11 protein-coding genes and 1 pseudogene are annotated in these 13464 nt (G+C 56.3%); 6 read left to right on the forward strand and 6 right to left on the reverse strand.

Annotation, left to right across the window (positions count from 1 at the left end):
- Position 1: 1 nt before the first annotated feature.
- Genes C474_RS07385 through C474_RS07395 form a run of 3 tightly spaced genes read right to left on the reverse strand, consistent with a single transcriptional unit; the run spans position 2 to position 3276 of the window.
- Positions 2-865: a carbohydrate ABC transporter permease gene (locus tag C474_RS07385; protein ID WP_008385437.1), complete on the reverse strand. Its 864-nt coding sequence runs from the start codon at positions 863-865 to the stop codon at positions 2-4.
- Positions 862-1806, reverse strand: a complete 945-nt coding sequence (locus tag C474_RS07390) for a carbohydrate ABC transporter permease (protein ID WP_008385439.1) — start codon at positions 1804-1806, stop codon at positions 862-864. Before C474_RS07390 ends, C474_RS07385 begins: the two co-directional genes overlap by 4 nt.
- A 6-nt stretch (positions 1807-1812) precedes the next feature.
- A complete protein-coding gene (locus tag C474_RS07395) occupies positions 1813-3276 on the reverse strand; it encodes an ABC transporter substrate-binding protein (protein ID WP_160166821.1) in 1464 nt (487 codons plus the stop codon).
- A gap of 220 nt (positions 3277-3496) precedes the next feature.
- On the opposite strand from C474_RS07395, the gene C474_RS07400 reads away from it, so the two are divergent.
- The gene (locus tag C474_RS07400) at positions 3497-4672 is read left to right on the forward strand and encodes an enolase C-terminal domain-like protein (protein WP_049916804.1); all 1176 of its coding nucleotides are present in this window, start codon (positions 3497-3499) and stop codon (positions 4670-4672) included.
- A 51-nt stretch (positions 4673-4723) separates the two neighbouring features.
- Here the strand turns inward: C474_RS07400 and C474_RS07405 are convergent, their stop codons facing one another.
- Positions 4724-5821, reverse strand: a complete 1098-nt coding sequence (locus C474_RS07405; RefSeq protein ID WP_049916805.1) for a Gfo/Idh/MocA family protein — start codon at positions 5819-5821, stop codon at positions 4724-4726.
- A 281-nt stretch (positions 5822-6102) separates the two neighbouring features.
- Here C474_RS07405 and C474_RS07410 point away from each other — a divergent pair, with 281 nt between their 5' ends.
- Entirely contained in the window at positions 6103-6870 is a 768-nt protein-coding gene (locus tag C474_RS07410; RefSeq protein ID WP_049916806.1) for an IclR family transcriptional regulator, read from the forward strand.
- 1143 nt (positions 6871-8013) lie between these two features.
- On the opposite strand, the gene C474_RS07415 is transcribed toward C474_RS07410, so the two are convergent.
- A complete protein-coding gene (locus tag C474_RS07415; RefSeq protein ID WP_152421618.1) occupies positions 8014-8307 on the reverse strand; it encodes a hypothetical protein in 294 nt (97 codons plus the stop codon).
- Between the two features lie 854 nt (positions 8308-9161).
- Complete coding sequence (locus tag C474_RS23280) at positions 9162-9287, reverse strand: hypothetical protein (RefSeq protein ID WP_275039806.1); 126 nt, start codon at positions 9285-9287, stop codon at positions 9162-9164.
- 943 nt (positions 9288-10230) lie between these two features.
- Between C474_RS23280 and C474_RS07420 the strand changes: the two genes are divergently transcribed.
- From C474_RS07420 to C474_RS07435, 4 genes and pseudogenes are all read left to right on the forward strand, one after another.
- Positions 10231-10653: a hypothetical protein gene (locus C474_RS07420; RefSeq protein ID WP_008385452.1), complete on the forward strand. Its 423-nt coding sequence runs from the start codon at positions 10231-10233 to the stop codon at positions 10651-10653.
- A gap of 3 nt (positions 10654-10656) precedes the next feature.
- Positions 10657-12384, forward strand: a complete 1728-nt coding sequence (locus tag C474_RS07425) for a hypothetical protein (protein WP_008385453.1) — start codon at positions 10657-10659, stop codon at positions 12382-12384.
- Between the two features lie 5 nt (positions 12385-12389).
- Positions 12390-13229: a hypothetical protein gene (locus C474_RS21315; protein WP_083861970.1), complete on the forward strand. Its 840-nt coding sequence runs from the start codon at positions 12390-12392 to the stop codon at positions 13227-13229.
- A gap of 2 nt (positions 13230-13231) precedes the next feature.
- A pseudogene (locus C474_RS07435) lies at positions 13232-13464 on the forward strand (hypothetical protein); the annotation flags it as partial.

Raw genomic sequence — 13464 nt, forward strand, 5'->3', positions numbered from 1 at the left:
ACTATCCTTTCGTCGTCCCCATCGAGATGCCCCGCATGAACTGCCGCTGGAAGAGCAGGAAGAAGATGACGGTCGGGGTGACTGCAATGACGATCCCCGCGGCGAGTTGCGCCCAGTCACCGGAGTACTGGCCCTGAAACGCCATCAGGCCGGCCGGGAGCGTCCGAAGGGTGTCGTCGGTGATGAAGATGATCGCGTAGAGGAACTCGTTCCAGAGGAAGACGAACTGGTAGATCGCAACCGCCGCCAGCGCCGGCATCGACAGGGGCAGGTAGACCCGAAAGAAAACTTGGAGTTCATTACAGCCGTCCATCCGCGCGGCTTCGGCATACGTGTCCGGGATCGTGACGAAGAACTGGCGTAGCAGGAATACCGAGAACGGCAACCCGAACGCGATGTACGCGAAGATCAAGCTGTAGTAGGTGTTCAGCAGGTTCAGCGCGTTCATGATGGTGTACAGCGGCACCAGTAGCACCTGTGGAGGGATCATGAACCCCGCGAGGAAGAAGACGAGCATGAAGTTGTCGGCTGGGAAATCGAACTGGACCAGCGCGTAGGCTGCTAGACTCGACAGCAACAGGATAAACACAAGGCTGATCCCGACGACGATGACGCTGTTCAGGAAGTACTGTCCGAACCCGCCAGTTGTCCAAGCGTTGGCGTAGTTTTCGAACTGGAATTCCGCGGGCAGCGCCAGCGGGTTGGTGAAGATCTCGGTTCGGGACTTGACGCTGGTCACGAGTAACAATCCGATCGGGACGAGAAAGATCCCTGTCACGACGAACGCCATCAGGCCCGAGAGCTTCTCGACCAGTTCGGACCCGATTTCTCTGACCGGGATCCCGTAGTCCGATTCGGTACTCATGGGTTCGCACCTCCCGCCTCGCGGTCACCGAGGCGCATGTTGAGTAGCGACAGCAAGAGCACGATCACGAATAGCAGGACGCTGATCGCCGCCGCGCGTCCGAAGTTCGACTGGAGGAACGCGTTCTTGTAGATCCACGTGACCATCACCTCGCTGGCGTGACCGGGACCCCCTCGGGTCATGACCCAGACATACACGAAGGAGTTGAACGAACCGATGATCGTGTAGATCGAAATGAAGATTGCGACCGGCTTCAGTAACGGGAGCGTGATATACCGGAACCGCTGGATCGGGCCGGCACCGTCGATTCGCGCCGCCTCCAGCAGGCTCTCGTCAATGCTGTCGAGGCCAGCGAGCCAGAGTATGACCCGGAAGCCGGTCCACTGCCACGTTGCGACAATGATGATCGCGTACAGCGCTTGGCTCTCGCTGCCGATCCACAGCGGACTCCAGTCGGAACCGAGCGCCTTGATGACGGTGTTCAGCACGCCGTAGGAGGGGTTGTACATGTACCCCCAGACCATCGAGACAGCGACCGACATCAGCGTCATCGGAAGTAGGTACGTGACTTGGAAGAACTGCCGCCAGCGGTCCGAAAAGCGGTAGATCACGAGCGCCAGCACCAGCCCGACACCCGCCTGCAGCACGAGGCTCCAGAACGCGATTTCGATGTTGTGCCACAGCGAGGTGTACACGATGTCGCTGGTGAAAGCCCTAACGAAGTTTTCGATCCCGTTGAACGACATATCGCCGAGTCCCGACCACTGGAAGACACTCAGCCCGAAGATGCCCAGTGCCGGAATGACCAGGAACGGGAGGTAAATTAGGAGCGCGGGCAGGAGGAAGAGCCAGTGTGGCCGTTCCTCGAAAACGCTCTTGGTTATAGCGACCGCTGACGAGGCGACTGCCCGCAGATTGCTCCCCTGTTTTTGGGTACTCATGCTATCTCAGAGGTTCGAGAGGGCATCCTGGTTCGTCTTCTGGACGTCCTGCAACAGCGACTCGGGATCGCCGCCGGTAAACAGTTCTTGCCCGGCCGACAGCAGCGCTTCGGTCGTCTCTGGGAGGAATGCCACGTCGAACACCATCCCGACTGCGTCCGAGGACTGCAGTTGATCGACCGTGTTGGTGAGCGTCTGCTGGGTGGCGTTCATGTCGATCTCCTCGTACACGTCGGTCCGGGTCACCGGAGAGCCGGAGATCTCGAAGAACCGTTTCTGTGCGTCGAAACTGCCGAAGAAGCTGGCGAAATCCTTGACGTTGCTCAGGTGTTCGTCGCCGCGTTCGGCGGCCTGCGCGCTGATAGCGACCGTGGAGTTGGGCACGACACTCATCCGTTCGTTCGCGCTGTTTTCGTAGGAGTCCGGGAACGCCGGCCACCACATGTAGTCCATCGCGTCGGGAACACCACCGAATTCCTCGGGGGCCTGCGTAGAGATCTGTTCGGTGACCCACGTGCCCTGATGCCAAAAGGCAGCTTGGTCGCTGAAGAACAGCGCTGCGGCCTCGTTGTTGTTCAGAGAGTTAATGTCTCGGTTGAAGTAGCCGTCCTCGTACAACTGTTTCAACCGCGAGAGCGCCGTCACGAACGGTTTGTCAGTGAGCGACGCGTCGTTGATGCCAAACGCCGCGTTGTAGTAGTGGTCGACACCGGCAGCCTTGATCATGAACGCCGAGATCCAGTGGCCAATCGTCCATCTGTTCCGGTTCCCACATTCGACCGCCGTGTAGCCAGCGTCCGTAATTGTCGAACAGATATCGAGGAAGTTGCTCCAAGTGAGGTCCGTCGCGTGCTGGAGCCGGTCCGTATTGACGCCAGCATCGTTGAGGACGTTCTTATTGTACCAGATCGGGATGGCGGCGACATCGTATGGGACACCGTAGGTCGATCCGTCCTCGGAGCGCCACGAGAGGAGGTCCCCTTCTTCGTATTTGGTCCCACGGAGCGCGTCCGAGATGATGTTGCTCTGCTGGTCCTCACTCAGGACGCCGTCAAGCGGAATGACGTTCCCGTTCTGGACGTACCGACCCAGTCGGTTCGGGCCGGGCCAGATGTAGAAAATGTCCGGTGCCTCGCTCGTTCCGAGCGCGTTCGAAATGGCGGACTTGTAGGGAGTGTTCTCATATTTAGTCTGTTCAACCGGAACACCCGTCTCCTCCTCGAACATGCTTTCGAGTTCAGCCGCGGCCTCCTTGGAGGTCCCCTGTACGGCCAGGTTCCACCACGAGATCGCGTCCTGATCGCCGTTACCGCTGTTACCGCCGTCACCGGATGACGTTCCATCAACCGATCCATCACCTGTTCCACCACCTGATCCACCGTCACTCCCGCCGCCGGCACATCCTGCAAGGCCGATCAGACCTGCAGCACCGATTGTTCTAAGGGCTCGCCGTCGTTCTTCATCAATCATAACCATAATCCGATTCGGAAGGGGGTATAATGAATGTTTCCCACGAACAGACGAAAATCGATGCGTTGACCGAACTGGGTACGTGTTTACACCGCGAGTCGTGTGACTATTATCGAACCAAATACCTGAGAGCAAACTCCGTGTCTGTCGTTGGCCACAGGCATGCGGTGATTGTTGTGAAACACAGATATTTATTACCGTGCTATCAGTCACGGCGTGTATGGTACCGGAGATTACCAGAATCGAGTCAGCCGAGTTCGCATATCCGATCGAAGATGTTGGCACAGACCACCACGGGTTCAACCTCGTCTACGAGCCGGGGGCAGTGACCGAGCGCAAACTGTTCGCTCTCAAGATCCATACGGACGAGGGGGTCACCGGCGAGTATGTCGGTGGCAACTCGCCCGCCGCGGCCCAGATCAACACGTTCGCGAACTACCTCATCGGAAAAAATCCGCTCGAACGCGAGCAACACTGGAGCGAGATCAAGCGTGCACTGCGCAAGTACGATCGAATGGGCATGGGTCCGATCGACATCGCGCTGTGGGACTTCGCCGGCAAGTACTACGACGCGCCGATTCACGAACTACTCGGGACGTACCGTACCGAGTTCCCTGCGTACGCCTCGACGTATCACGGGGACGAGAACGGCGGCCTCGATTCGGCTGAGGCGTTCGCCGAATTCGCCGAGGAATGTCGCGACATGGGCTATCAGGCGTTCAAGATCCACGGCTGGGGCGGCAGCGAGGGTTCACGTGACCTCGGCCGCGAACTCGAGACGGCGCTGTTGCTCGGGGAGCGCGTCGGCGATGACATGGACTTGATGCATGACCCGGCCTGTGAACTGGAGACGTTCGCCGATGCGCTCAAACTCGGTCGTGCCCTCGACGAAGCGGGCTTCTTCTGGTACGAGGACCCCTACCGCGACGGCGGCGTCTCCCAGCACGCCCACAAGAAGCTCCGACAGGCGCTCGACACCCCGATCCTTCAGACCGAACACGTGCGCGGACTGGAGCAGGCAACGGATTTCATCGCCAACGAGGCCACCGACTTCCTCCGGGCCGATCCCGAGTACGACGCGGGGATCACCGGCGCGATGAAGCGCGCGAAGGTCGCCGAAGGCTTCGGTCTCGACGTGGAATTCCACGCTCCCGGCCCCGCACAGCGCCAGTGCATCGCCGCGATCCGCAACACGAACTACTACGAACTGGCACTCGTCCACCCAGACTGCCCGAACACGCAGCCGCCGGTCTACGAGGGCGACTACTCGGACATGATAGACACTATTGATGAGAACGGGATGGTGGAGGTCCCTGAGGGGCCGGGCCTTGGCGTCGAGTACGACTGGGACTACATCGAGGACCACAAGACCGGCAGCGTCCACATCTACGAGTAATGTAATCTGGCTTTGATTTTTCGTGTCCGCTTCAGCTGTCGTCTACGCGCCTCACCACGACGTGATTTCGATGTCCCGCAGCGGCCGATCTAGTGGGATGTCGACCTGCCCACTGGTGTAGTGCGATATATAGAACCCAATGATGATCTCCAGCGAGCGCAGCGCTTCCCGGCCCGTTGAGGCGTTTTGCTCCTCGCCATCAAGCACCGATTGGACGTGACGCGCAGCGTTGGCGAACGCGCCCCGATAGTCGTCGTCCCACGTCCAGGCACCCTCGATGCCGGGGAGTGTCTCCTCGATGTGTTCGCCGTCCTCGAGCCGCCAGTAGCGCCACTCGCCGTCATCGTTGTTCATGTACAGTTTTCCTTCGCTCCCGATGAACTGCAGCGTCATCGACGAATCGTCGCGCGGAATGGTACAGTCGATGGTCGCGAATGTTCCGTTATCCAGCAGCGCGAAGCCGCCGCCAGCCGAATCGTCGACCTCGCGGTCGGCATCGAGCGATTCGACGGCCTCGTTCTCACCGGAGATGTACCCGCTGACCCGTTCGGCCCTGGTATCGAGAAGATAAACAAGCGTGTCCAGCAGATGCGTGGAGTTGCGCAGCAGTTCCATCCTGAACTGCGTCGAGACGGAGTGAACCTCGCCGAGCAGGTCATCCTGCTGAAGGTGGGCGTGGAGCTTTCGAAGTTTATCGGTAAACCGAAACGAGTGGTTGATGACGAGTTCCGTCGCCGTCTCATCACATACTTCGATCATCGACTCCGCGTCCGAGACCGAGGAGGCGATCGGTTTCTCACACCAGATGACATCCGGGGCCGCGTCCGACCGCGCGGCGTCGACCACGTGATCGTGATGCAGGAGCGACGGCGTACAGACGGAGACGACGTCGAGGTTTTCGGCCGCGAGCATCGCCTCATGACCGACATACTGCCCGTCTGTCGGGATGTTCCACGCCTCACCGAACGTTCTGAGTTTTTTTTCGTCGATGTCGGCGACCGCGACTAGTTCTATGTCAGCAGTCGCGTCGTAGCCACCAGCGTGACTGGCACGGATCTTCTCGGACCCGATTGCGTCGGCATCGTGCATGCCGAGAATACCCATACCTGCAATACCGCCACTACCGATGATCCCCGCGCGATAGGTCATTGTTAACTCGGTTAGAAGAGTTTCACACCGGGTGTAATCAATGTTGTGTCTGTACCGGATGCAGTGACAACCGGCGAGAATAGCTGTTTCAGCGGCTCATACTCCAAGATATTCGGGAAGGGACGGTAAACCGAGAGGGGTAGTATACCGTTTCCGGTCGTCAGAGGGAAGTGAAACGTACAGGACCTCGGTCTCGTCAAGGCGGAATAGCCCACCTCGCGACCGGACGGTTTACCATAGCTGGAGAGGGGTTTATTATGAGTGGGAAGAACGGGACAACTATGGCAGATGAAACGGATCCGACGATGGTCAAGACGGCGCGGACGACGTTCCGGATCTTGGAGACCATCAAGGCCAAGGATGAGGTCACACTGACTGAACTGACAAACGAGTTCACACTCTCGAAGAGCAGTATCCATAACTACCTGAAGACGCTCGAACACGACGGGTACGTCGTCAGAGAGGGCAACACGTATCGTGTCGGACTGCGCCTACTCGACCTTGGGGGCTACGCTCGATACAAAGAGCCAATATACCAGTCGGCCAAAGAAGAGGTGACGAAACTGGCCGAGGAAACCGGCGAGATGACAAATCTACTCGTTGAGGAGCACGGTCGTGGCATCTATCTCCACCGAGCGAACGGCGAGCAAGCGGTCACGTCCGACTCCTACATCGGTCACCGAGTCTACCTCCACAACACCGCACTTGGGCAGGCGATCCTCGCACACCTCCCGAACGAGCGGGTCGATGAAATCATCGACAGACACGGACTGCCCAAGACGACCGAGAACACCATCACAGACCGCGACGAACTCTTCGACCAGTTAGAACGTGTCCGAGAGGAGGGTGTCGCCTTCGATGACGAGGCACGTCTCGTCGGTCTCCGCTGTGTCGCCAAACCGATCGTCAACAAGGAAGGGGAGATCGAAGGTGCGATTAGTATTTCTGGACCAACGAGTCGGTTTCAGGACGAACACTATCAGACAGTGCTCCCGAAGAAACTCGAAAGCGCTGCGAATGTCATCGAACTCAACATCAACTACACCTAAACGGATACACTGACTCGACCTGTTGACAGTCGCGATTCGTGCATCTGACGTGCTCTGCGAACCGGGAAACGACCGAATAGCGCGACCTAGTGATCTCACCACGTTCCGACGAGGGGACGTGAACATCGCCACTTGGAGAAGAAAGGAACGGAAAGCGCAGACAGATTCTGTCAGTGTCGGTCCTGAGGATCACTCAGTGACGGCACGCAAGACGAGTCAGAGTCGGCCCCCGATCCGCAACCATTCACCAATACTGGATGAGAAACAGATAATGACTAAGAATCCACTATTACTCATTGTTAATTAAGTATTTCGAGAGATGAGTCCAGAAATAGTAAACACTGGGGCAGCAACTCGAGAAACGCATCTATATCCGGGTTTCGAGACACAGAGGTACAATACTACCTAATTATTGTATGATAGTTATAAAAACCGAGAAAAATGGACAGGTTTTGGCTAACTGTATCGAGTAGAGAAGACGAGTAGTACTGTAGGTTGATTTAGGATAGCTGCCAGCTCGTAAAGTTGTGATGCAGCATGTATACATATTACTGGAAACGACGAAGCCAAGCGTGCACTCTGCAGCGACCTAACGATGTCTAACTCGGCCCTGAACGTTTATAATCTAATCTCGGAGTGGATGAGAAGTGATCGATTTTTTCCATCGGTCCATCAAGATCTCGCTTTAGTTGTTCACAGACCCCAGGAAAATAGGTTGTAGATGGCTTCTTTGAGGCCATGTTCGAATGGTCAAAGAGATGAGGATTTCGAGACGAGTCTCTTCGGGGCGCTCGATTCGGGACCAAGACTAGAAGACAGCCGATCGCAGATACGACACGAAAGCCTTACTGACAAATTGGCGTGACTGATGTCTATACATTACAACAATAGGTCTGTAATGTAAATGATGCTTCGCATCTAACCCTCTGTTACTACTCTGTCTGAGTCGTAATTGCGGGTTTGTCTGCCAACGTCGTCATGAGGTCATGTAGTTACACCGAGAGGATGCACACTGGGACACTCTCTAGTTACTTGACTTCGCAACTTATGCTGGTGTAGCGCGTAGAGAGACGCGAAGATCGGATGCTTCCACTCACGTCGTTTCTGTCTTGTACCGCACCAATTGGCGAGTTAGAGCGCTTCTCAACTCGGCAGAAGTACCACGCTAAGACCTACATCACCGGTCTTGTTGCGGCCAGCAACAAGACTGTGGACGGTATCTCTAGGCACGTGCTTCCAGCCAAGAACGAACGCGCTCTCAACAACTTCCTCACCGAGCACGACTGGAACGAAGATTAACTGAACAAAGAGCAGCTGGAACTTCTCCAGCAAGCCGACGACACTCGCTGGTCCAGTGAAGGTGTCGTCATCATCGACGACACCTTCACGCACAAAACAGGCACAAAAATCCCCAACGTGAAGCAATTCTACGACCACATCGTCCCGGGCTAAATTTGGGGACAGAACCTCATCTATGCACTTTACGCTGACGAGAAAACCGGTTTCAACCGAGGATTCACTTCGAGATTTTAGATCTCCGCGCGGCTTTCCTGTGCTTGGTGGCGACTGCTCGTTATTGTTCTGTAGAACAGAACGATACTTCTTGTACAATCAGCCGATCGGAAACATTACAGTGCTAGTTATGTAATTACAGATGGAAGAGCTGATCTCTGTAGAAACGGCTTCCGGAAGCACTCCGTGGGACACTGATTCCGCTGAGTTCGGTCCCGATCCGAGTGACGGAGCTGATATCACTCGCGTGCTCGCTCTCCTGCGAAATACTGTTCTGTAGAGTAAGATCATTCGACGAGATTACTAGTGGAGTGTTTCTGCTTAGAGAACTGTTTGCAAGTGCTCGTATGGTCTCTAAGACCACTACGAATCAGAAAGGGTATTTCTGCGCAAGCGAACGCGCCGGGGGGTAAGTCTTTGTTTCTATCGCACTATCATCGTCGACGTCTCGACTCCGACTGATGCTGGCACGTTCCGTCCCTTACTACAGCGGAGTCCTATACCGACTTGATATATATTCATTCTTCAAGAGATACCTTCATTCTCTATTTTTGTAGCTCTAGATTTGAATCGAACATCTGTACTAACGTATGAATTTATATTCTTTCGCTTAGTTCTGTATACTGCATCTATACTACATTACACTTCTATAACTACGTATCTATGACCCGTATGTCCTCGAAATGTATATCAAATGGGGATGAAGTATACTTAGAAGAGAAATATACGAAATTTGAGTCAAACGGATGGCCGTGTACCACTGCGGCGTCGGATGGTCCTCACTCTGCGGGTTTCAACCACTCTCGGAGGGTGTCCTCGTTGAGGACGACGAACTGCTCTGCTCGGTCTCGGATCCGGCTCTCCCAGCGGACGGTGACAAGGAGGTGGGTCGAACTCGCCGGCACCTTCGCTCCGGTCGCCTCCTCAGAGACGAGCGAACGCCGAGTGACCTCTGGTCGGAGACGGCGGTCCTCGATACCACAGGTCCGAACCTGCTGAGAGCGATACGAGGATGGGCCCGTACGAGTGTAAGTGCTCGGCAAAACTAGCGACAAACGATCCTTCGGACCGGTACTTTCACACTTTGTGTGACGTCCGCCTCGTCGGCACATCGGACCAACTGCAACCCGTTTCGGCTCGTCCCAGTCCCGTCACTACGTGGGGGTGCGTTAGAAGTTCTTGTGTCGGGCCGGAGACGATGTTTCGGACACCGAGCAGTCCTTCTACGTGTGTCGAGTTATGCATCTTCCAAAGCGTTTTGCCGTCGTCATCCCATACGGCGAGGAACCTGCGGCGAGTCGAGACGGCGACGACCTCGGTGCGTCCGTTCTCGTCGGAGTCTGTAGCCACTGCTTGGTCCGGCCACTTCTGCATGTGTCCGTGTCATAGGTACTCCGCATCTGAGTCCGATAGGTAGGATTGCTGTTTGAGTTACACTTTGACCGCGGGCTGCTTGGCCCACTCGTCGTTGAGGAATGCGACTTACACGTCGAGTACGATCGCGATGTCGTCGTGTTCGACGACTACTCCCCAGTGAACCTCGTCTCCTATCCGAGGGAGGAACGAACGGAGGCATGGGTGGCGGGATGATAGACGCCGTACATCCCTACGATGGTAACCTCGTCGAAGCAAACTTGAGATCCGTTCGTCATCACGCTCTTAACCAACTCGCAGGTCCTCTCCCGGTCTTGTTGGTTAAAATCGCTCGGTACTGTTTCAGCTTAAAACTACTTCATCAATCACCTCAATATACACTCTCTAAATGCAGAATTTATTTATTCCCTTCTACTGACCTCGTTGATAGCCGATCTCACGGCACCCACCGAAGACGCAAACGAAGAACTCGCCATGTCACAGGACAGCACCACGTCCAAGATCTCTGAGAATCGTACTGACAGTCAATCTCCGGCTACGAGCACGGTTTCGAGACAAGCAGTTCTCACTGTCGCGCTGTTGAGCCTGTTTGCCGTCTCCCCCGTCGCAGCGCAAACCGGCGCCGTTTGTAGCGCCGAGAAGCTTCCGAGCATGATTGAGGGATTCTTCCAGCTGACTACCGGGCTCGGCATCGTCGGACTTGCTGTGGTCTGGCAGGCAGACTCACTCATTGAAATGTTCACCCTCAATTCGGAGCAGAAGAAGGGGCTCAAGCGCCACAAGCGCTCGGCGATGAAGTCTGCCGTCATTCTCCTCGTCCTCGGCCCGCTGTACACGGTCGCCGGATCGATGATGAGTCTTCCACTGGCTGACTGCGTTAATCTCACTCCCTGGTAGGCNATGCAACACCGAGAACTCTCCGTGCTCATGGCCGCCCTATTCGTGACGAGCCTCGCTACGGGCCTCGTCACAGCTACCCCACCACGACCGGGGACGGAAGACAATGGGCTCTCCGAGAACGAATCCGCGACGCTATGGTCTCGTGACACGGACAACTACACCAGCCAAGAAGCGTACCGCCAACGCTACGGTGACGAGCGAACTGCCATTCACCAGCTCGCAAACGGCAGCGATATCACGTTCAAGCGGCCGCCCGCGACCGCCGCGACGTGGACTCGGAACGACTTCGAGGACCTCGAAGCCGGTGGCTCGGACATGTCCGTACACCCGCCTCATGCGTCGCTCGAGGACGGGGTATTCATTGAGGACGCCCACGCGACCGTATTCGCGGTTCAACCATCGACCCATGGCCATCTCGAATCCGGCGAAACCCCACTCTACATCGCACCGAATGGAACGATACGCGGGTTCGTCGATTATCGCGTCCGCCTTCCAAACGAGGGCTCTTCCGATAATCGAACTGTCGAGTGGTCGCTCGCGGAACACGGGATCAAAGAGGTTCGACTGCAGAAAGACGGAGAGACCATCGCGAGGATGGATGGGTCGCACACACCAGTGCTCGACTATCAGATCGACGACGACTGGAGTGCAACTCTCTCCCTCGAAGCCGAGATCCATGTCCGACTGAAGAAGACGATACAGACTGACGGGACCAACGGAACCGATGTCGAGGTCGTCTACCGAGAGGAGGCACGAAACGTCTCCGACTCGATCGACGTCGAGATTTACGACCTCTCCGCATACCCCTACGACGCTGAGTATCCCAACGGTGATGCTGGTGTCGCCATCTTCCAGTCCCGCCCGTGGCAAGGGTATACTCTCTCCGAGGACGGAAATGCGAGTGTGCGTGGTGTCTGGCGGTTCTACACCGCTCGCAACACCAACTGGGATACGCTCGTCAGATCGAATCGGACCGACAGCGCCGAAGTCGAATCCGATGCAATCCCCGTGTACGTCCACGCGTATCCGTCTCGAATCGGACCGCGTGCTGAACCTGTTCGGGACGGCCCGGAGATAATCGACACGTGGGGGACAGAACGACCCTCTCCAAAGAGGACCATCGGCGAGAACGTCACCGTCGAAATCGTCAATCAGTCTTACGAGACGACGTACGGTGTTGCTGTCCGTGCCGCCAGCGTCGACAGAGAGGCGCTTCACGTCGCCGGCATCGTTCGCGGCGTGAACGCGTCTATTGCCGAACCCGACGGCGGGTCTGGACGGCAGCTTCGGCGCAGTAACCTCACAGTAGAGGTTCTTCAGCAGAATCAATCGCAGGCGACGGTCCGAATCGAACTGCGTGATAACGAAACAGGCGCACCGGTCGTCCTTAATGACGACACTCGTCGGTATCTGATCGGGGAGAGCACCCGTAACGGCTATATCACCGTCGCCGATCAGGAGGTCGAGACCAACGCCTCTGGCGTCGCCATCGTAACGATCACTGATCCCGGTATCTACACGGCCCGCTATCATCCGGGCTCGTGGCTCGGACATAACCCGGCCTACGTGAGTGACACGGCGACCGCCCGGTGGCATCCACTCGGATCTATCGACGGCTGGTTCGCCCTCGTCTTTGAGGCCGGCTGGCAGTTCATCCCCTTCTTCGTGGTGTTCTATGCGGGACGCCGTCTCCTCCGAATGCTCGGTCCAGCAGACATCTTCCAATGAAACCCATGACCAGAAACAATTCACACATCAGTCGTAGAAACGCCCTCCGAACAGTCGCAGGTGCGACGCTCGTAAGCGTAGCTGGCTGTCTGAACGACGGTGGAAACTCCGGAACGTCCGGTAGCGAGACAACCGCCTCAGACAGTGAGGAGCCGCTCAAGCGAGTCACCGTCGAAGGGACGGCACTCGTCGTTGAGCTCTCGGCAGAAGCCGATATCGACCAAGTCAACCTCATCCAGCCGAACGGAGAGCTGTTCGGGAAGCGTGACGTGGCTGCAGGGGCCCAGCAGGTCTCGTTCGAGATCGGAACTGCGTACGAACCGGGAGAGTACCGCGTGGTCGCTCTGAAAGGTGAGGAAACAGTCGCAGAAAGTACAACGGATATCGAACCGGAGATCCGGATTCTGGACGTTGGACTCTATCGAAACAACCCCGACAAGCCGTGGGATGAAGTCTACGGTGAGAGTCAAACTAACTCGAAAAAGAACGGAGAGGCATTCGTTACTGTTCAGAATACTGGAAGCGGACCCGATGCGACCGTTGAACTCCGGTTTACTGGAGATGTGCCTAATCCTATCGAAAATCCTCGTGGAAGAGGGATCTATGAAACAGACAGCGTTGTGGTCCCAGCAGGTGAGACAGTAGACCTCTTCAGTGATTCATTCCCGTTCGGTTCAGAAATCGGAGACGAGGGTATGGGCTGTTCGACTGACGGAAACAGTGGACAATTCACGGTCGTATTGGAAACTCAAGTCACTGGCCAGGAAGTCGCGAAATCGCACAACGTAGAGTATACTGGCTCTGACGGAATGCAAAACTGCGAAATCACGATCAGCGAGGCCTGATCATGGTTGATCTTATTGACGTTGTCTTAGAGGGATTCAAAGACGTCGTTGACTGGATTATCGGCCTCTTCATGGATGGCCTAACGACGGGATACAACGCTCTCACCGAGGAAATGTTTGGGACTCCCACCCCGCAGACGAATGGTGTATTCATCTTTGGGGAACCGACGAACGCACCTTGGTCAACGATTCAGGATGCACTCGTCGGTGGCGAGATCATGCTCATCGCGTTGCT

It is taken from the genome of Halogeometricum pallidum JCM 14848, from assembly GCF_000337095.1.
GTDB classification, from domain to species: Archaea; Halobacteriota; Halobacteria; order Halobacteriales; family Haloferacaceae; genus Halogeometricum; species Halogeometricum pallidum.